13 protein-coding genes and 1 pseudogene are annotated in these 19,474 nt (G+C 63.8%); 7 read left to right on the top strand and 7 right to left on the bottom strand.

Annotated elements, in window-relative coordinates; translation table 11 throughout:
- The first annotated feature begins 116 nt into the window (after positions 1 to 116).
- Positions 117 to 1,829, top strand: coding sequence for an outer membrane beta-barrel protein (locus JQ558_RS05960; protein ID WP_212293079.1), 1,713 nt, complete (start codon positions 117 to 119; stop codon positions 1,827 to 1,829).
- A 564-nt stretch (positions 1,830 to 2,393) separates the two neighbouring features.
- Here JQ558_RS05960 and JQ558_RS05955 read toward each other — a convergent pair.
- Together JQ558_RS05955 and gltB are read right to left on the bottom strand one after the other, a co-directional pair.
- On the bottom strand, positions 2,394 to 3,851 hold the full coding sequence (locus JQ558_RS05955) for a glutamate synthase subunit beta (protein WP_212293078.1): 1,458 nt from the start codon (positions 3,849 to 3,851) through the stop codon (positions 2,394 to 2,396).
- A 161-nt stretch (positions 3,852 to 4,012) separates the two neighbouring features.
- Positions 4,013 to 8,764: a glutamate synthase large subunit gene (gltB, locus tag JQ558_RS05950; protein WP_212293077.1), complete on the bottom strand. Its 4,752-nt coding sequence runs from the start codon at positions 8,762 to 8,764 to the stop codon at positions 4,013 to 4,015.
- Between the two features lie 485 nt (positions 8,765 to 9,249).
- Between gltB and JQ558_RS05945 the strand changes: the two genes are divergently transcribed.
- Complete coding sequence (locus JQ558_RS05945; RefSeq protein ID WP_312014961.1) at positions 9,250 to 10,065, top strand: hypothetical protein; 816 nt, start codon at positions 9,250 to 9,252, stop codon at positions 10,063 to 10,065.
- A gap of 70 nt (positions 10,066 to 10,135) precedes the next feature.
- Here the strand turns inward: JQ558_RS05945 and JQ558_RS05940 are convergent, their stop codons facing one another.
- Entirely contained in the window at positions 10,136 to 10,909 is a 774-nt protein-coding gene (locus JQ558_RS05940; protein ID WP_212293076.1) for an alpha/beta fold hydrolase, read from the bottom strand.
- Between the two features lie 275 nt (positions 10,910 to 11,184).
- Complete coding sequence (locus JQ558_RS05935) at positions 11,185 to 11,655, bottom strand: Hsp20 family protein (protein ID WP_212211474.1); 471 nt, start codon at positions 11,653 to 11,655, stop codon at positions 11,185 to 11,187.
- A gap of 246 nt (positions 11,656 to 11,901) precedes the next feature.
- On the opposite strand from JQ558_RS05935, the gene JQ558_RS05930 reads away from it, so the two are divergent.
- Positions 11,902 to 12,849, top strand: coding sequence for an alpha/beta fold hydrolase (locus tag JQ558_RS05930; protein ID WP_212211473.1), 948 nt, complete (start codon positions 11,902 to 11,904; stop codon positions 12,847 to 12,849).
- Between the two features lie 75 nt (positions 12,850 to 12,924).
- Complete coding sequence (locus tag JQ558_RS05925) at positions 12,925 to 13,335, top strand: GFA family protein (protein ID WP_212211472.1); 411 nt, start codon at positions 12,925 to 12,927, stop codon at positions 13,333 to 13,335.
- A 49-nt stretch (positions 13,336 to 13,384) separates the two neighbouring features.
- On the opposite strand, the pseudogene JQ558_RS05920 reads toward JQ558_RS05925, so the two are convergent.
- Positions 13,385 to 14,005, bottom strand: a pseudogene (locus JQ558_RS05920) (cytochrome C); the annotation flags it as partial.
- A gap of 200 nt (positions 14,006 to 14,205) precedes the next feature.
- Positions 14,206 to 16,005: an adenylate/guanylate cyclase domain-containing protein gene (locus JQ558_RS05915; RefSeq protein ID WP_212276535.1), complete on the bottom strand. Its 1,800-nt coding sequence runs from the start codon at positions 16,003 to 16,005 to the stop codon at positions 14,206 to 14,208.
- Positions 16,006 to 16,189: 184 nt separating this feature from the next.
- Here JQ558_RS05915 and JQ558_RS05910 point away from each other — a divergent pair, with 184 nt between their 5' ends.
- Positions 16,190 to 16,825 carry a LysE family translocator gene (locus JQ558_RS05910; protein WP_212293113.1) on the top strand — a complete coding sequence of 212 codons (636 nt, stop codon included), beginning with the start codon at positions 16,190 to 16,192 and terminating at the stop codon, positions 16,823 to 16,825.
- 103 nt (positions 16,826 to 16,928) lie between these two features.
- On the opposite strand, the gene JQ558_RS05905 is transcribed toward JQ558_RS05910, so the two are convergent.
- A complete protein-coding gene (locus JQ558_RS05905; RefSeq protein ID WP_212211466.1) occupies positions 16,929 to 17,681 on the bottom strand; it encodes a sulfite exporter TauE/SafE family protein in 753 nt (250 codons plus the stop codon).
- Between the two features lie 92 nt (positions 17,682 to 17,773).
- On the opposite strand from JQ558_RS05905, the gene JQ558_RS05900 reads away from it, so the two are divergent.
- Both JQ558_RS05900 and JQ558_RS05895 read left to right on the top strand, forming a co-directional pair.
- Entirely contained in the window at positions 17,774 to 18,667 is an 894-nt protein-coding gene (locus JQ558_RS05900) for a LysR substrate-binding domain-containing protein (RefSeq protein WP_212211465.1), read from the top strand.
- A 14-nt stretch (positions 18,668 to 18,681) separates the two neighbouring features.
- Positions 18,682 to 19,329, top strand: a complete 648-nt coding sequence (locus JQ558_RS05895) for a glutathione S-transferase family protein (protein WP_212293074.1) — start codon at positions 18,682 to 18,684, stop codon at positions 19,327 to 19,329.
- The last annotated feature ends 145 nt before the right edge of the window (positions 19,330 to 19,474 follow it).

Below are 19,474 nucleotides of genomic sequence, written 5' to 3'. Positions count from 1 at the left end.
GCCGGCTCTCAACGGGTCATTAACCATAATTGTTTTAACTCCATTAACGACGTTTTCCCCGCGCGCTCGGAATGCGTCGAATAAGTAGCTGACGTTGTTGGAGTATTTTCATCGTGATGGCAGGTCCAGTAAGGGGCCAAAGCAGGCGCGCGACAGTGTTCCGCGCGGTATTGCTATGCCTTGCGCTGATAGCCCTCACGGGGACCGCGGCGCAGGCCCAGACCGTCACGCCTGACTTGTTCAGCCCGACCCGCAGCAGCCAGCTGATGCCGGTTGATTCGCCGCTGCGCCGGACCAGTGCCGAGGCCAACGACAAAACCAGCGACGAGGCCAACGACGCCCGGGTTCGCGACAAGGAGAAGCCCGCGCCGTCGCGCATCGGGGCGATCCCGCGCTATGGCCTGCCCGCCGCCAGCGGCGCCTCCAGCTCCGGTTACGACTCGCTCAACCGCAAGCTTCAGAAGCCGAAATATTATCCGGGCCAGGCCCGGCCGAAACCGCCGCCGGGACCCGGCAGCCGTCCGCCGCTGCTGTCGAATACGCCGCTGCGGCTTTCGATTCCGCCGTCGCAGACCGCCAACAAGGCCCCGATCCCGCCCGCGATGGCCGGCACGGTGGTGGGCCAGCCTGCACGCAAGCGGCTCAAGATCGATGACGATCCGTTCGGCTCGGTCGGCGATTACGCCGGCAGCTTCCTGATCAAATCGGCGCTCGAACTCTCGGGCGGCTACAACACCAACCCGCGCCGCACCGTCGATGAGAAGGGCTCGCCGTTCTATGTGATCGCGCCGGAACTCCTCGTCATGTCCGACTGGGAGCGCCACGCGGTGGTGGCGGACTTGCGCGGATCGTTCACCGGCTACGGCAACACCTTTCCGCCGCCGGCCGACGGCACGGTTTCACCGGCGCCGGTCGTGGTCGATCGTCCGGATTTCACCGGTCATGTCGACGGCCGTCTCGACGTCTCGCGCGACACGCGGCTGCTCGCGCAGGCGCGGCTGCGTCTCGCCACCGACAATCCGGGCAGTCCGAACATTCAGGCCGGCCTGCAAAGATATCCGGTCTATGCCACGTTCGGCGGCACCTTCGGCTTCGACCAGAATTTCAACCGCCTGCAGGTTTCCGGCGGCGCCACCGTCGACCGCACCGCCTATACCTATTCCAAGCTCACCGACGGCACCTCGACCAGCAACGACGATCGCAACTTCAACCAGTTCGGCGGTGTCGGCCGCGTCAGCTACGATCTGATGCCGGGCTTGAAGCCGTTCGTGGAAGCGCAGGCCGATAGCCGCGTGCATGATCTGAGACTCGACCGCAGCGGCTTCGCGCGCGATTCCACCGGCGGCTACGTCAAGGGCGGCACCAGTTTCGAATTCTCGCGGCTGCTCACCGGCGAAATCGCGGTCGGTTACGCCGCGCGCGACTATGTCGACAGCCGCCTCAACCGCCTCGAAGGCCTGCTGACCTCGGCTTCATTGACCTGGACGGCGACACCGCTGACAACAGCCAAATTCTATTCCGACACCACGATCACCGAGACCACGCTGCCCGGCGTATCCGGCGTGCTGACGCACATCTACACCGTTGAAGTCGACCATGACTTCCGCCGCTGGCTGACCGCGATCGGCAAGTTCACCTGGGGCACGCTCGACTACCAGGGCGACAACCGCAAGGACAAGATCTACACGGTGTCCGGCGACCTCATCTACAAGATGAACCGCAATCTCTGGGTCAAGGGCACGGTCCGCCGCGATTGGCTGGATTCAAACCTCCCCGGCAACAGCACCGCCGCCACCATCGTCATGCTCGGCGTGCGTCTGCAGCACTAGGCTTTATCTCTTCGCTTGTGTGCTCGAGTCGAGGCAGGGAACTATGACACACTGCTAATCGGTTGTGTGACAGTGTCACACCCACTAGCGCTTGACCGCGGAGCAAAGCAGCCCCACTCTGTCCGCCTTACAGAAGGAGTCTCAATGGCCCAGCGCAAGACCGCGTCTCGCAGCATTTTATCGCGAACACTGGCTACGATTATTCTCGTTGGCATTTATTGTTTCAGCATCGTCGGTGTGACGGCGCTGATGGTTGGAGGATCGACGACGGCTGCGTACGCGCAGCGCGGTAATCGTGGCGGAGGCCGCGGCCGAGGTTCCAGCCGCGGCGGTCGCGGTCACCGCGGTTACCACCACGGTTACCGTGGCCGGGGTCGCGGTTATGGTCGTGGCCGTGGCTATGGTTACGGCGGCGGCTACTCCGCCTGCTACTATGTTGCTGGCGTTCGGGTCTGTCCGTAACACCGACATTCCGCAAAAGTGACATCTTCAAGAATGGTGCAGTGTGCGAGGGCACGTTGCACCATTTTTGATTCCTTGCCGTTCAATTGCGGCCGGCTCCGCTTACCGCGGCAGTGTGGTCGATCCCATCAGATACTGGTCGATGGCGCGGGCGCAGAGGCGCCCCTCGCGGATCGCCCACACCACCAACGACTGGCCACGGCGCATGTCGCCGGCGGAGAACACGTTCGGCACTGACGTCTGGTAGTCGGTCAGGTTGGCGCGAACGTTACCGCGCTGGTCGAGGTCGACGCCGAGCGTCTTCAGCATGCCGTCATGGACCGGATGCACGAAGCCCATCGCCAACAGCACCAGCTGCGCGTCGAGTTCGAATTCGGTGCCGGCGATCGGCTGGAATTTTTCGTTGACCTGCACGCAATGCAGCTTCTGCACCTTGCCGTCGACGCCCGAGAATTTTTGCGTCAGCACCGCGAATTCACGGCGGGCGCCTTCGGCCTGGCTCGATGACGTTCGCATTTTCAACGGCCAGTTCGGCCAGGTCAGGCCCTTGTTTTCGTGCTCGGGCGGCGCCGGCATGATCTCGAGCTGGGTCACGGACTTCGCGCCCTGCCGGAACGACGTGCCGATGCAGTCCGAACCGGTGTCGCCACCGCCGATCACGACGACATGCTTGCCGCCGGCGAGGATGTCCGCGGCCGCCCCGAGCGGCTCGGAGGAGACGCGGCGGTTTTGTTGCGGCAGGAAATCCATCGCGAAGTGGATGCCGTCGAGGTCGCGGCCCGGGATCGGCAGATCGCGGCCGGCTTCGGCGCCGCCGGTCAGGGCCACCGCGTCGTATTGCCGATGCAACTCGCGCGGATCGATCGCGCCCGGCGAAGAGCCGCCGACATGGACACCGTAGTGGAAGGTGACGCCCTCGGCTTCCATCTGCGCCACGCGGCGGTCGATGATGTGCTTTTCCATCTTGAAATCGGGAATGCCGTAGCGGAGCAGGCCGCCGGCCTTGGCGAATTTCTCGTAGACATGGACGTCATGGCCGGCGCGCGCGAGCTGCTGCGCGACGGCAAGGCCCGCAGGCCCGGAACCAACGATCGCGACCTTCTTGCCGGTCTTGCTGGGGGCAATTTCCGGCTTCAGCCAGCCATTGTCCCAGGCGCGATCGACGATCGCGCATTCGATGGTCTTGATGGTGACCGGGTTGTCGTCGATGTTGAGCGTGCAGGACGCCTCGCACGGCGCCGGGCAGATGCGGCCGGTGAACTCCGGGAAATTGTTGGTCGAGTGCAGATTGCGCGAGGCTTCTTCCCAATTGTCCTGATAGACGAGGTCGTTGAAATCAGGGATCTGGTTGTTGACCGGGCAGCCCGGCGTGCCCGGCTGAACCGAGCCGGTGCCGTGGCAATAGGGAATGCCGCAATTCATGCAGCGCGCGGCCTGGTCGCGGGTGTCTTTCTCGCTCAGCGGAATGACGAATTCGCGATAGTGCTGCAAGCGGTCGGCGACGGGCGCATATTTGCGGTCGTGCCGGTCGATTTCCAGAAAACCTGTGATCTTGCCCATTAAACCCAACGTTCCTGCAACTTAAGCTTCGTCGTCTTCATCGTGCTCGTCATCCCCAGGGTGCGCGCTCTTGCGCGCCTCGAAGGATAAATTTGTCGTCCCAGCCGTCCTTCGAGGCCCGAGCTTCGCTCGGGCACCTCAGGACGACGGCGTCGCCCAGTCTACGCCCCGATCGCGATTTTCGGCTCGGCGTCGGCGTTCGCCTTCAATTCCTTCAGCGCGCGGCGGTATTCCACCGGCATTACCTTGCGGAATTTCGGCAGCCAGGTCTTCCAGTCGGCGAGGATCTCTTCCGCCCTCTTCGAACCGGTCAGCTTGGCGTGGCGCGTGATCAGGACGTGCAGCCGCTCGACGTCGGAGTCGAGCAAGTTCTGGAACACGTCGACCCTGCCATGCGCTTCGAGATCGCCGGAGTGATTATAGGTGCCGGCGTTGATCAGTTCCTCCGACAGCACCGGCTCGAGCTCGACCATGGAGAGGTTGCACAGCTTCTCGAAGTCGCCGGCCTCGTCCAGCACATAGGCGATGCCGCCGGACATGCCGGCTGCGAAGTTGCGCCCGGTCTTGCCCAGCACCACAACGATGCCGCCGGTCATGTATTCGCAGCAATGGTCGCCGGCGCCTTCGACGACCGCGACCGCGCCGGAGTTACGCACCGCGAAGCGCTCGCCGGCGATGCCGCGGAAATAGCATTCACCCTCGATCGCGCCGTACATCACGGTGTTGCCGACGATGATGGACTCTTCCGGCACGATGCCGGAATTGCGCGGTGGCTTGACGATGATGCGGCCGCCCGACAGGCCCTTGCCGACATAGTCGTTGCCTTCGCCCTCAAGCTCGAAGGTGACGCCGCGCGTCAGCCAGGCGCCGAACGCCTGGCCCGCGGTGCCCTTGAGGCTGACCTGGATGGTGTCGAGCGGCAGGCCGGCATGACCGTAGATTTTGGCCAGCGTGCCCGACAGCATCGCACCGGCCGAGCGGTCGGTGTTGTTGATCTCCTCGTCGATTTTCACCGGCGCGCCGCGGTCGATGGCGGCCTGCGCCTTCTCGATCAGGCGGCGGTCGAGCACGGCTTCCAGATGATGGTCCTGGCTCTCGGCGTGGTAGATCTTCTGGCCGGGCTGCTCCTTCTGGCGCACGAACAGTTTTGAGAAGTCGAGGCCCTTGGCCTTCCAGTGCGCCACCAGCGTGGACTGGTCGAGCATCTGGGTCTGGCCGACCATCTCGTTGAAGGTTCGGTAGCCGAGCTGGGCCATGATCTCGCGGACTTCCTCGGCGACGAAGAAGAAGTAGTTGATGACGTGCTCGGGCTGGCCGGTGAAGCGCTTGCGCAGCACCGGATCCTGCGTTGCGACGCCGACCGGGCAGGTGTTGAGATGACACTTGCGCATCATGATGCAGCCGGCCGCGATCAAGGGCGCGGTGGCAAAGCCGAATTCGTCGGCGCCGAGCAGCGCGCCGATCACGACGTCACGTCCGGTGCGGAAGCCGCCGTCGACCTGCACCACGATGCGGCTGCGCAGCCGCTCGCGCACCAGCGTCTGGTGGGTTTCGGCAAGGCCGATTTCCCACGGAGAGCCTGCGTGCTTGATCGAGGTCAGCGGCGACGCGCCGGTGCCGCCCTCAAAACCTGCGATCGTCACGTGGTCGGCGCGCGCCTTGGCAACGCCGGCGGCCACGGTGCCGACACCGATCTCGGAGACCAGCTTGACCGAGACCTGACCGTCCGGATTGACGTTCTTGAGGTCGTAGATCAGCTGCGCCAGATCCTCGATCGAATAGATGTCGTGGTGCGGCGGCGGCGAGATCAGGCCGACGCCCGGCGTCGAATGCCGGACGCGCGCGATCACGGCGTCGACCTTGTGGCCGGGCAATTGGCCGCCTTCGCCGGGCTTGGCGCCCTGCGCCATCTTGATCTGCATCATGTCGGAGTTGACGAGGTACTCCGTCGTCACGCCGAACCGGCCGGAGGCGACCTGCTTGATCGCCGAGCGCATCGAATCGCCGTTCGGCATCGGCTTGAAGCGATCGGCCTCTTCGCCGCCTTCGCCGGTGTTGGACTTGCCGCCGATCCGGTTCATCGCGATCGCCAGCGTCGTGTGCGCCTCGCGCGAGATCGAGCCGAAGCTCATCGCGCCGGTAGCGAAGCGCTTGACGATGTCCTTGGCGGGCTCGACCTGGTCGAGCTTGATCGGCTTGCGCTTCTCGTCCTCGGCGGACTTGATCCGGAACAGGCCGCGCAGCGTCAATAGCCGCTCGGATTGCTCGTTGAGGATCTTGGCGAACGCCTTGTAGCGCTCCAGTGAATTGCCGCGCGCGGCATGCTGCAGCATCGAGACCGATTCAGCGGTCCAGGCGTGGTCCTCGCCGCGGGTGCGGTAGGCATATTCGCCGCCGACATCGAGCGCGGTCTTGTAGACCTGCGCGTCGCCGAACGCATCGCTGTGACGGCGGCAGGTCTCCTCGGCGATTTCGGCAAGACCCACGCCTTCGACGCGGGTATGGGTGCCGGCGAAATACTTGGCGATAAAATCTGCCTTAAGGCCGACGGCGTCGAAAATCTGCGCGCCGCAATAGGACTGGTAGGTCGAGATGCCCATCTTGGACATCACCTTCAAGAGGCCCTTGCCGATCGACTTGATGTAGCGCTTGACGATCTCGTAATCGTCGAGCGAGCCGGGCAGGCGGTCCTTCATCGCGATGATGGTTTCGAACGCCAGATACGGGTTGATCGCTTCGGCGCCATAGCCGGCGAGGCACGCAAAGTGATGCACTTCGCGCGGTTCGCCGGATTCCACCACGAGGCCGACCGAGGTGCGCAGGCCCGTGCGGATCAGATGATGGTGCACGGCGGCGCAGGCCAGCAGCGAGGGGATCGGAATCCGGTCCGAGCCCGCCATGCGGTCGGACAGGATGATGATGTTGACGCCTTCGCGCACCGCGCCTTCGGCGCGCGCGCAGAGTTCGTCGAGCACTTGTTCGAGGCCGGCCGCGCCGAAGCCGGCATGGAACGTCGTGTCGAGCGTGCGCGACTTGAAATGGCTGTCGGCAACGTCGGAGATCGAGCGGATCTTTTCCAGATCCGCGTCGGTCAGGATCGGCTGGCGCACTTCGAGACGCTTGGTCGAAGCGAGGCCCTGCAGGTCGAACAGGTTCGGCCGCGGCCCGATGATCGAGACCAGGCTCATCACAAGTTCTTCGCGGATCGGATCGATCGGCGGGTTGGTGACCTGCGCGAAGTTCTGCTTGAAGTAGGTGAACAGCGGCTTCGGCCGGTCCGACAGCGCCGAGATCGGGGTGTCGTTGCCCATCGAGCCCGCGGCCTCTTCGCCGGTCGAGGCCATCGGCGTCATCAGGATGGTGACGTCTTCTTGGCTATAGCCGAACGCCTGCTGCCGGTCGAGCAGCGGCAGGTTGGAGCGCATGCCCTTGCTCGAGGCGGCGGGCAATTCCTCGAGCTGGATCTGGGTGCGATGCAGCCAGTCGCTGTAGGGGTGGCTCTTGGCCAGATCAGCCTTGATTTCGTCGTCGGGAATGAGGCGGCCCTGTTCGAGGTCGACCAGCAGCATCTTGCCGGGCTGCAGCCGCCACTTGGTGATGATCTGGTCCTCGGGGATCTTGAGCACGCCCATTTCGGACGCCATCACGATGCGATCGTCCTTGGTAACGAGATAGCGCGCCGGCCGCAGTCCGTTGCGGTCCAGCGTTGCGCCGATCTGGCGGCCGTCGGTGAAGGCGATCGCGGCGGGGCCGTCCCACGGCTCCATCATCGCGGCGTGATATTCGTAGAAGGCGCGGCGCGTCTCATCCATCAGGGGGTTGCCGGCCCAGGCTTCCGGAATCATCATCATCACGGCGTGCGGCAGCGAGTAGCCGCCCTGCACCAGGAATTCGAGCGCGTTGTCGAAACAGGCGGTGTCGGACTGGCCTTCATAAGAAATCGGCCACAGCCTGGAGATGTCCTTGCCGTACAGTTCCGAATGCACCGAGGCCTGCCGCGCCGCCATCCAGTTGACGTTGCCGCGCAGCGTGTTGATTTCGCCGTTATGGGCGATCATCCGGTAGGGATGCGCCAGCGACCAGGCCGGGAAGGTGTTGGTCGAAAAGCGCTGATGCACCAGCGCCAGCGCGCTCTCGAAATCCGGTTCGTGCAGATCGGGATAATACTTGCCGAGCTGGTCGGCGAGGAACATGCCCTTGTAGATCACGGTCCGGCACGACATCGAGACCGGGTAATAGCCGGCAAGGCCGCGATCGCGGCGCTGATAGATCGCCTGCGAGATCGACTTGCGCAGGATATAGAGCCGGCGCTCGAAATCATCCTCGGTCTTGGTCGCGCCGTTGCGGCCGATGAACACCTGCATGCAGGATGGTTCGGTCGGCTTGACGGTTTCGCCGAGCGAGGAATTGTCGGTCGGCACGTCGCGCCAGCCGAGCAGCGTCAGGCCTTCGTTCTTGATCTGGTCGGCGATGATGCTCTGGATGACTTTGCGCCACGCCGTCTCCTTCGGCAGGAACAACGCACCGATCGCATACTCGCCGGGCTTCGGCAGCTTGAAGCCGATCTCGGCGGCCTTGCGCGCGAAGAACGCGTGCGGGATCTGCACCAGGATGCCGGCGCCGTCGCCGGCGCGCGGATCGGCGCCCACGGCGCCGCGATGTTCGAGGTTGCAGAGAATGTTGATCGCGTCGTCGACGATCTGATGCGACTTCCGGCCCTTGATATTGGCGATGAAGCCGACGCCGCAGGAATCCTTTTCGAGGCTCGGATCGTAGAGGCCTTCAGCCGGCGGACGCCAGCTCCACTCGCGCTGAGGCTCGGTATGATACGCGGCGTCGTCCGGTTTCGAGATAGCGGTCGCCGACAGCGTTTCTGTCACGATGTTTTCGCGCTCGAATTCCGACCCGCTCATCTTAGTCCTCTCAATCAGGTCAAGGGCCTTAACTGTCACCGGCGCACCTTGGGCGCTTGCGGCACCCACCGGGCCACCGCTCGTCCGCCGCGAGCCGAGATTTCCTAAATTCAGGCTTGGGCGTTCAACGTCCCTGAGGAACGGCCTTGCCTGTACTTGCCTGGAGCTCGAGGCCGCCAGGCTTTCGTTGCAATCCCTGTGCCGGGAATGCCCACAATTGAGACAGTGATGCTGTCCTAACTCCCGACCATGCCAAATTTTTCTCTATCACACAAGCGCGTGAAAGTCCCTGCCCGCATGGCTGATCCGTGCCTGTAACCGGCGAAACACACTGCCCCGGCTTGCCGAAACATACTGCCCCGGATTTGGGGCAAACGCGCCGCGATCCGGCCCAAGGACCGCCGAATTTCACAATGAAATTCGGTTCCGGGACGGCCGGGCAAGAGAGCGAACACGCTCCAGGCAGGGGCTAACAGGAGCAATGGATGATGAAGTTCTTCACAGGATGGGTTTTTGCGGCGGGAATGGTTCTCGCCACAACGGCCGCGCAGGCGCAGGTACCGGCGCCTTACGAGGCCGGACGCTCGCCCTATTATTCGGTATCCGACATTGGCGACCCCTATTATGCGCCGCCCCGTTATGCGCCACCGGCGCAATACCCCCCGCCGCCGGCCTATCCCGGGCCGCGTTACGGCTATGGGCAGGGGCCGATGCTGCTGCCGCCGACCGAGGTCTACACCGTGCTGCGCGAGAGCGGGTTTTCGCCGCTCGGCATCCCGCAGCAACGCGGCCTCGTTTACACGATTTCGGTGATCGACCGGGGCGGCGATGACGGCCGCCTGATCATCGACGCGCGCACCGGCCGGATCATCCGCTTCATACCGGCGCACCGGATGGGCGATAATTTCAACGACGATCTGACCATGAATTACGGCCCGCCCGGACCGCTGCCGCCGACCCATGTCCGGGGCGCGCCGCGGTCCCCGAAGCCGGCCCCGCAGGTCGCCAGCCGCACGGTGCCGGTGCCGAAGCCGAGCCCGCTCGCGGCGGCCGCCAAGCCGGCCGCCGCTGTCGTACCGGCGGCCAAGCCGGTGGCCGCCGCCCAACCAGCCACCGTCGAGCCCGCGGCCAAGCCCGCAACCGCGGCGGAACCGGTGCAGCAATCGGCGGCAGCTCAGCCGAAATCGGCTGAGGCGCAAACGCCGCCGCCCGCGGCCGTGACGACAGGTGCGGTCCAGGCCAAGCCGGTACCGCAGATCGCCCCGACCCAGGACATGCCCAACGTGCAGGGGCTGGAGTAGAGACCAAACCGCAGCGGCGCTTGCTGATCCCTCCCTCATATGCGCGGGGAGGGATCAGGCGAGCGGCCGGCTATTCCTTATGACCCGCCGCCGCGAGGATCAGGTCGGCGATCTCCTTCGGATGCGACACCAGCGACAGATGACCCGCGTCCAGTTCGACCGTGGTCGCCTTCATGCGCTTGGCCAGAAACCGCTCGAGGTCGGGATTAATGGTCTGGTCCTGCCTGGAGACCGCATACCATGACGGTTTGGAGTGCCAGGCGGCCACGGTGGTGCGTCCCGCAAACAGGGAAACGGCGGTCGGCTCCTGTACCGCGTAGAGCACCTCCGCCTTTTTCGGCTCCACGCCGTTGGCGAAATATTTCAGGAACGAATCCTCCGACAATTTGGTGAAGCCGTCATGTTCCCGGATCCCGGCGCGCACCGGCCCGGCCGGGAATTTTCCGGAGAGCGCGACAAAATCCTCGCCCGCATCAGGGCCGCGCGCGGCGACATAGACCAGCGCCGATACTTTCGGATCCGTGCCGGTCTCGCTGATCACGGTGCCGCCCCAGGAATGCGCGACCAGCACCGTCGGCCCGTCCTGCATCGCCAGCGCGCGTCGGGTCGCGGCGACGGAATCGGCGAGCGACGTCAGCGGATTCTGTACGGCGGTGACCTTCAGCCCCGCGGCCTGCAGATAGGGGATGACTTCCGACCAGCTCGAACCGTCCGCCCACGCCCCGTGCACCAGCACGACATTGCGCGCCACCGGCGTCGCTGCCTCGGCCTGCGCCGGGAGTGTGCCAAGCGATCCCGCAAATGCCGTGACCGCGAGCGCCGTTACCAGTTGAACCATCTTCATCGAACCTGCTCCGAGATTTTTTCAGCGTGATGCGCTGCCCATGATTGGAGTTTCGATGCGCGGGGCGTGACGTTACGGCGCTCACGGCGGTGTGAATTTCTCTGAGTTTCGATGGCGTCATTCCGGGGCGCGCAAAGCGCGAACTTCAGATGCGAAATTGCGCATCTGAAGTCTGGTCCTCCGAACCATCCCGGAATGACTGCGCCAACAAAAAACGCCCCGGTTTCCCGGGGCGTTTTCGCGTTCAGCCAATATCTGCTGAAAGCCTGATCGCGTTAGGCCGCAACCGCCGAGCTGTCGACGACCCGCGGGGTTTGGGAGCCGTTGCTGATCGGAATGCTGCGCGGCTTCTTGGCCTCGGGAATCTCGCGGACGAGATCGACGTGGAGCAGGCCGTGCTCGAGCGAGGCGTTCTTGACCTGCACGAAATCGGCAAGCTGGAAGGCGCGTTCGAAGGCGCGCGCGGCGATGCCGCGGTACAGCACTTCGGATTTGTCCTGGCCGTTCTCGTTGGCAGACTTCTCGCCCTTGATCGTCAGCGTGTTTTCCTTGGCGACGATCGAAAGCTCGCCTTGCGAGAAGCCGGAGACCGCGACGCTGATGCGGTAGGCGTTCTCGCCGGTGCGCTCGATGTTGTAGGGGGGATAACCGGGGCTGCCGTCTGACGCTGCCTGGTCGAGCAGGGAGAAGAAGCGGTCGAAGCCGACGGTGGAACGATAAAACGGGGCGAGATCGTAGGTACGCATAGGGTAGTCCTCCATTGAGCGACTGTTTCAATTAACCCGCCCGCCATCGGGCCGGGCTTTCGTCCATGTGCAGCCATGTGTTTTGAAGCCAAAACACGAAATGTTCGGGTTCCCGAAACACTGGTAGCGGCCTGCACAGAAATGATATGGGAGGGGCCGAACACCGTTCAAGAGGGGCCGATTCGAGCCTCTTTTTGCCAGCCCGCCTTGATTTCCATTCCTCCTTTCCTAGCCGGTTCCCCGTCCATGACGCTCGTCTCGATCCCTGCCAATCCGGTTCCGGAGGATGTCGTCAGCGGCACCATCAAGACGCCCGACGGCGCTGAACTGCGCTTTGCACGCTGGGCGCCGCCGGCGGGCCGCAAGGGCACCGTCTGCGTCTTCACCGGCCGCAGCGAGCAGATCGAGAAATATTTCGAGACGGTGCGCGACCTGCGCGATCGCGGGTTCGCGGTGGCGATGATCGACTGGCGCGGCCAGGGTCATTCCTCGCGGCGCTTGCGCGATCCACGCAAGGGTTATGTCCGCGATTTCTCCGATTTCGAGATCGACGTCGAAACCTTCGTGCAGCAGGTGGTGCTGCCCGATTGCCCGCCGCCCTATTTCGCGCTGGCGCATTCGATGGGCGGTGCGGTGATGCTGCGCGTCGCGCATGCGGGAAAACGCTGGTTCGACCGCATGGTGCTGTCGGCGCCGATGATCGATCTGCCGGGAAGCCGGACCTCGTTTGTGGCGCGCACAATGTTGCGGGTGCTGCGGCTCGCAGGCCAGGGCGGCCGTTACGTGCCTGGAGGCAGCGACGCGCTGACCGGCACCGAGTCCTTCATCAACAATCCCTTCACCAGCGATCCCGTGCGCTTTGCCCGCAACGCCGCGATCCTGGAAGAAGACCCGACGCTGGGCATCGGCTCGCCGACCGTCGCCTGGGCCGACACGGCGTTTCGCGCGATGCACGGCTTTCGCGCGTCGAACTATCCTTCCGAAATCCGCCAGCCCATCCTGATGCTGGCCGCCAGCAGCGACACCATCGTCTCGACCGCGGCGATCGAGGAATTCGCCTATCATTTGCGCGCCGGCTCGCATCTGGTGATCGCCGGGTCCAAGCACGAGATCCTGCAGGAGCAGGACCGCTACCGCTCGCAATTCTGGGCCGCGTTCGACGCCTTCGTACCGGGCACGCCGCTGTTTAAATAGTTGCTTGCCCTGATTTGATCCGGTTCAATCGGACGCGAACCGCGCTGGCGATATTTCGAGTCTGGAGGTGCCATCATGATTCGTGGAAGCTGCCTGTGCGGCGCGGTCAGGTTTGAAGTCGATAAAGTGCGATCGATCACACACTGCCATTGTGCCAATTGCCGCAAGCTTACCGGCGCAGCATTCGCAACATACGCTCATGTCGAAGTGGACAAGTTCCGATTTTCGGCAGGCGAGGACATGACCGTGCGCTATGAATCCGCACCCGGCAGTTTCCGCTATCGTTGCAAGATCTGCGGTTGCCTGACGCCAGGCAAGGCAAGCTATCTGGAGACGGTCAGTATCCCCGCCGGTTTGTTCGACGACGATCCCAAGGTTCGGCCGCGCCTGCACGTATTTACGTCGTCGCGTGCGCCCTGGTGGACGATTCATGACGACTTGCCCCAGCATGAAAAATGGGTTCCGGGCTACGGGCCGAAGCCGTAGCGAATGCGTGGCCAGCCGCAGCGGCCGTCGGTAGTTATCTTCCGGCCTGTGGCTTCGGCAGCCGCGCCGTGATCCGCTCGGGCAACCGCCGCTCCACGAAGAGGGTCCTGACTTCCGCCACGCTGAGGTAGCGCGTCTCGCCGTCGCCCTTGCCGAGTATGTCGAGCAGGACCGGCCATTCGCCCTTCATCATGATCGGATAGGTCCAGCGCGCCTTATCGCCGTCGCGCTTCAGATTGTCCGCCATGAAGGTCTCGATCTGCTTGGCGTTCAGCCCGGGCTCGGTGCCGCCATCGGGATTACGGTATTCCTGGCCGAAGCTCGCGAAGCGTTCGATCTGCTCCAGATTGACCTGTCCATCGACTTCGAGGATGCGGGAGCCGGCGCCATGCTTGTCGAGCGGGCCGTTGCGCAATTCATCGAGAATTGCGCCTGATGTCACGCTCCTCAAGGGGTGGCCGTTTGCGATCATCGCAATTCCGTAGGTGAGCACCTTCGCCCGGATCAAACCCATTCCGGTTTTGCCGCTCGCCAGCCCGATGTCTTCGGTCAGCGTGCCGAGCGGCACGATGCGGCCGTCGACATAGCCGTTCGCGACCAGCGCGCGCAGGAACGGGCAGGGATTATTCCTGGAGACGGCGATCTGCGTGGCCGGTGCTTGGTCTGGCATGGATCCAATCCTGAAAAGGCAGCGAATATGAAAAAGACAATCGGCCTCGGTCTGAAGGGGAATGGATTCGAAAAGGGAATCCGCCGGTCGTGTACTACTTCAGGGTGCAAACGATTTTCGCCGGATTCGAAGCCGTGTCAACCAGCGGCCGAAGGCGCGCCGGCCGGGATGACAATATGGCGCAAAGCAACGCGGCCGCTTCAGGAATCGGCAGCAAGCTTCGGCGCCGACTCGACGAGCGTCAATCTGGTGGAGGGAACGCCGGCCTTCAGCAGGCCGTCGCGGTAATGGGCGATGTCGTCGGGCCGTTTCCAATGGAAATTGCTCAAATGGCGTTCGACGGTAAAGCTCGGATAATTGTGCAGCAGGACCTCGGTGGCGTTGGCCGCTTCCTCGGCGCGCCCGAGCTGGGCGAGTGCGGCCGCCCGGATCGCGAGCGCCTGAAGATGATTGGGGTTGAGATACAGCTGTTCGCGCGCCCAGGACAGCGACGCGTCATATTGGCCGACGAGGTAATGGGCGAACGCATTCACCCCTGCCCATTGATATCGGGGGTCGGAATTGCCGCGCTGCGCCGCCATCGAGATCAGTTCGATGGCCTGGCGATGGTCGCCTGCGTAAAAATAACAGAAGCCGAGAACACCACGGGCGCCCATGTCGTAGGGGTTCAGCCCGACCGCCCGGTTCGCGGCATCCATGGAGACCTCGTGATGCCCTTCCAGGGCGTGCAGATAGGCGACGATCTGGAAGGCAAAGGACGAGCGCGGATCAAGCCTGACGCTGCTCTCGGCCAGATCCATCGCCGTGGTCCACAATTCGCGCGTGCTCTTGATCCATCCGAACTGGATGCTCTGCATCATGATGGTGGCGAGATAGGCGCGGGCGATCGACAGCGTCGGATCGAGCGCGATCGCCTCCCTGAACAGGCCGATCGAGGTTTCGAAATCGGCTTTGGTCTGCAGGTAATAATAGGAAAGCCCCTTGAGGAAGCGGTCCCATGCGGTCAGGTCGTTCGACGACGGCCGGGGAGGGGCGGAAGCCTCGGCCCGGTAGATCTCGGCCGCGATCGCCGCCGACAGGCTGGTGGTGATCTCGTCCTGCATCGCGAACAGGTCGCCCATGTCGCGGTCGTAGCGGCCGGTCCATAATTGCTCGCCGTTCTCGGGCGCGATCAGCTCGGCGGTGACGCGGATCTTGCTGCCGGCGCGGCGCACCGAGCCCTGGATCAGGTAGCTCGCGTCGATCTCGCGCGCGATCAGGCGCGTGCTCAGGTTCTTGCCCTTGAAGGAGAACGTCGAGTTGCGGCTCAGCACCCGGTAGAACGATTGCAGCGACAATGCGTGGATCAGGTCCTCGGTGAGGCCGTCGGAGAAATACTCGTCGGCGCTCTCGCTCAGATTGGCGAACGGCAGCACGCCGACGATCGCGGTCCGGTACTGCGCAGGCAGGTTCGCGGGATCCCTCGCCTCGCGGCTACGGTGGTCGGCGCCCTCAGGCTCCCAGGACCAGACGCTGACCGGCTCCTCGATGTTCTTGAACCGGTGCGGGCCGGCATCGATGAAGGGCACGCTGAGGCGCTTGCCGGCCTCGCCATAGGCCTTGCCCGACACCGCCACGCCGCCCGGGGCGGCCACCGATTCGAGCCGGACGGCGATGTTGACGTCGTCGCCGAACACCTCGTCCTCGTCGGCCATCACGTCGCCCATATGGATGCCCATACGGAATTGCATCACACGGTCGGTGGGCAAATGATGGTTTCGTTCGGCCATCATCATCTGCATCGCGACCGCGGCCTCGATGGCGCCGACGATGCTGGGAAACTCCAGCAGGAAGCCATCGCCGGTGTTCTTCACCAGACGGCCGCCATGGTTGAGGATGATCGGGTAGATCGCGGTGCGGTGAGCCTTGAAGGTGGCATGCGTGCCCGCCTCGTCGGCTCCCATCATGCGGGAATAGCCGGCGACATCAGCGCAAACGATGGCGGCTAGCCGTCTTTCCATGTATCCCTAAAACTCCCGCGCTTGCATACCACTATGCGGTCGGCCAAGCGATTCCAATGATTATTAAATACGCTGTATCTGGCGGAAGGCCGATCCAGAAGTGATAGTAACGCAATCCAATTGCGATTGGCATGCGCTGGACCAATGGATTGTCACGAGGGAACTGGTCAAAATCATGGGCGAGCTGCTCGGCATAAACGAACTCTGGTTGTTCATCCTCTCGGGGTTGCTGCTTAATGTCACGCCGGGGCCCGATACCGCCTACATCATCGGCCGCAGCATCCAGTTGGGCTGGCGCGGCGGGGCGGCGGCCGCGCTCGGCATCTGCAGTGGCTGTCTGGTTCACGTGTTCGGTGCCGCGATTGGCCTCTCCGCGCTGCTGATGACGTCGGCGGCGGCCTTTACGGTCCTGAAGCTGGTCGGCGCGGCCTATCTGGTGTTTACGGGCCTCCAGATGCTGCTGTCGCGCGCGGCCCCAATTGCTGAAGCAGCCGTGCAGGAGGGGACGGTCTCGCTGCGCCGCGTGTTCTGGCAGGGGGCCTTGACCAACGTCCTCAATCCCAAGGTCGCACTGTTCTTCCTGGCGTTCCTGCCACAATTCGTAGCCGCCGATTCGCCGCACAAGACGGCGGCCTTCCTGGCCCTCGGCCTGATCTTCATCTTCAATGGCACGCTGTGGTGCCTCGGCGTCGCAGCCTTTGCGTCGAAGGCCGCCTCCCGCATCAGGCACTCCCAGCGCGTGATCGCCTGGATCAACCGCGTGCTCGGCGGGATGTTTATCTATCTCGGGATTCGCGTGGCGATGCTGCAGACCCGCTGATCTACCCCATTTGGGTGAGGCGCCTTTCAAGCCAGTTCGCGTCAGGAAAACGCGTCAAAGCAAGATAGCTGGAACCTGGTTCTGATCCAGCCAGAACCGGGTTCTAGCCGTGAATTTTCAGAAACCCGCCGACGGCGAGATAGAGCCCGAGGAAGATCATCGCGATCAGGAACCAGCGGCGGAACACGTCCGGCTGCATCCGCGTTCGCACCGCCTGGCCGATGAACATGCCGGCAAAGGACGCCGCCATCGCCACCGCGCCCGGCAGCGCGGTTGCGGCCGTCAGCAGGCCCGCCGCGGTGATGTTGAAGGCGAGCGCCACGGTGGCGACCGTGAAGAACACGCCGAGCGCCTGCACCAGTTCGTCCTTCTGCATGCCGATCGCCTGCATGAACGGCATTGACGGGATGACCTGAACGCCGGTCGCGGCCGAGATCACGCCGGTGACAAGGCCGACGATGCCGCCGATCCACTTCTCGTCGCGTTGCGCGACCTTGAAGCTGAATTTGCACAGGCCGACGATGGCATAGATCACCAGCAGCACGCCGAGGATGACGGTGCCATAGGCCGCATAGGGCCCGGTCAAGAGCCCGCCGTTGAGCCAGATGCCGATCACGGTGCCGACCATCAGCGGCCACAGCCGCCGCATGATGTCGCGCAGATAAGGGCCGCCGAAGGTCTGCCAGATGTTGGTGACGATCGCCGGAACGATCACGATCGCGATCGCCTGGCCGGGCGGCATCGTTACCGCGAGCAGCCCCATCGACACCGTCGGCAGGCCGAGCCCGATGACGCCCTTGATGAAACCGGCGAGCAGGAACGCGGCCGCAATGAGAATGAGCATGGAATCGATCATGCGGCCACATTGACCGATCGTGCTATCAGGCACAATCTGGAGATTACGGAGACAGCATTCGGCTACGCCGAAGGCAGATATCGGAATTCGTGATGCGCTTCGATCTGGTCGACCTACAGCTCTTCATCGCGGTGGCCGAGACGCGCAGCATCACCAATGGCGCGAACCGCGTGCATCTGGCGCTGGCCTCGGCCAGCGCGCGCATCAAGGGCCTGGAAGCCGCGCTCGGCGTGTCACTGCTGCAGCGTGGCCGCCGCGGCGTCGAACTGACGCCGGCCGGCGAAAGCCTGCTCGATCATGCTCGCATCGTCATGCACAATGTGGACGCGATGCGCGGCGATCTCGCCGCGTTCTCGCGCGGCGTCAAGGCCACCGTCCGCTTCCTCGCCAACACCTCCGGCCTGTCGGAATATCTGCCGAAGGCGCTGGCCGCGTTCCTGAGCCAGCATCCGCATATTTCGATCGACGTCGAGGAGCGCGAAAGCGCCGACATCGCGCGGGCCATCGCCAGCGGCGCCGCTCATCTGGGGCTCGCCGCCGAACACGCGCTGCCCGACGGCATCGAGCGGATCCCCTACAGCGAAGACCGCCTGGTGCTGGTCACCGCGCGCCAGGACGAACTGTCGAACCGGCGGCAGGTCGATTTCCGCGAGGTGGTGGAGCGGGATTTCGTCGGCCTGATCACTTCGAGCGCGCTGCACGCCCATGTCACCGGCCACGCCGCGCGGCTCGGTGCACGCTTGCGGTTTCGCGCCCGGCTCAACAATTTCGATGCGATCGGGCAGATGGTTTCTGCCGGCATCGGTGTCGCCGTGATGCCGGAAGTAGCGGCCAGGCGCTGCGCGCGGTCGATGAAGATCAGCGTCGTCAGGATCAGGGATCCCTGGGCCAACCGCAGACTTGCGATCTGCGCCCGCAGTTTCAAGTCGCTGCCGAAGCCGGCGCAGCAGTTGGTGGAACATCTGCGCAGGATGGCGCCGAAGTAATTTGGAGAAAGAGAATGCTCAAGGTCTGGGGACGCCGCAGTTCATTCAACGTCCAGAAAGTCATGTGGCTGATCGGTGAGCTTGTACTCGCGCATGAACATATCGATGCCGGCGGCTCGGCGGGCGGACTCGATGCGCCGGCGTTTCTGGCGATGAACCCGCACGGCCGCATTCCCGTCGTCAAGGACGGCGAGACCATTGTGTGGGAATCGCATGCGATCCTCCGATATCTGGCCGCGCGCCACGGCGCTGGTCGATTCTGGTCAGATGATCCCGTCGTCCGTGCCGCCGTCGACGGCTGGATGGATTGGTCGCAAACCGCGCTGCAACCGGATTTCCTCACCGGTGTGTTCTGGGGATTTTACCGGACACCGGAAGACAAGCGAAACTGGCCCGCGATCAAGGCCGCATTGGCGCGTTGCGCCAGGAATTTCGAAAAACTCGACCGGTTGCTGGAGGGGCGTAGCTTCCTGCTCGGCGAGTCCTTGTCGCTTGCCGACATCACGGCCGGGACGTCGCTCTACCGTTACTTCGAGCTGGAAATCGACCGCCCGTCATTGCCGCAGGTCGAGCGCTGGTACCGCGCCTTGCAAACGCGCGAGGCGTACCGGACCCACATCATGATTCCGTTCGGGGAATTATTCGGGCGGCTGGATTACTGAGGGCCTCCTCGCCAATCGGCGACATTCCAGCAGCCCGACGGCGAACAGCGGCCATCAGCGCTTATGAGATTCCTATATCGCGCGCAGCTTTGTCATATCGACTTTATATGCCAACGGACCAATCTCTATCGTGCTGTCGGAAGTC

It is taken from the genome of Bradyrhizobium sp. AUGA SZCCT0160, assembly GCF_018130105.1.
Classification (GTDB): Bacteria; Pseudomonadota; Alphaproteobacteria; order Rhizobiales; family Xanthobacteraceae; genus Bradyrhizobium.
Note: the sequence above shows the minus strand (reverse complement) of the source record. Positions and strands in the feature narration are given on the sequence as shown.

What these genes read in the sequence shown, in the direction of transcription:
- JQ558_RS05960 (WP_212293079.1), top strand. Translation starts at nt 117, where the DNA reads ATGGCAGGTCCAGTAAGGGGCCAAAGCAGGCGCGCGACAGTGTTCCGC.
- JQ558_RS05955 (WP_212293078.1), bottom strand. Translation starts at nt 3,851, where the DNA reads ATGGGCAAGATCACAGGTTTTCTGGAAATCGACCGGCACGACCGCAAA.
- gltB (WP_212293077.1), bottom strand. Translation starts at nt 8,764, where the DNA reads ATGAGCGGGTCGGAATTCGAGCGCGAAAACATCGTGACAGAAACGCTG.
- JQ558_RS05945 (WP_312014961.1), top strand. Translation starts at nt 9,250, where the DNA reads ATGATGAAGTTCTTCACAGGATGGGTTTTTGCGGCGGGAATGGTTCTC.
- JQ558_RS05940 (WP_212293076.1), bottom strand. Translation starts at nt 10,909, where the DNA reads ATGAAGATGGTTCAACTGGTAACGGCGCTCGCGGTCACGGCATTTGCG.
- JQ558_RS05935 (WP_212211474.1), bottom strand. Translation starts at nt 11,655, where the DNA reads ATGCGTACCTACGATCTCGCCCCGTTTTATCGTTCCACCGTCGGCTTC.
- JQ558_RS05930 (WP_212211473.1), top strand. Translation starts at nt 11,902, where the DNA reads ATGACGCTCGTCTCGATCCCTGCCAATCCGGTTCCGGAGGATGTCGTC.
- JQ558_RS05925 (WP_212211472.1), top strand. Translation starts at nt 12,925, where the DNA reads ATGATTCGTGGAAGCTGCCTGTGCGGCGCGGTCAGGTTTGAAGTCGAT.
- JQ558_RS05915 (WP_212276535.1), bottom strand. Translation starts at nt 16,005, where the DNA reads ATGGAAAGACGGCTAGCCGCCATCGTTTGCGCTGATGTCGCCGGCTAT.
- JQ558_RS05905 (WP_212211466.1), bottom strand. Translation starts at nt 17,681, where the DNA reads ATGATCGATTCCATGCTCATTCTCATTGCGGCCGCGTTCCTGCTCGCC.
- JQ558_RS05900 (WP_212211465.1), top strand. Translation starts at nt 17,774, where the DNA reads ATGCGCTTCGATCTGGTCGACCTACAGCTCTTCATCGCGGTGGCCGAG.
- JQ558_RS05895 (WP_212293074.1), top strand. Translation starts at nt 18,682, where the DNA reads ATGCTCAAGGTCTGGGGACGCCGCAGTTCATTCAACGTCCAGAAAGTC.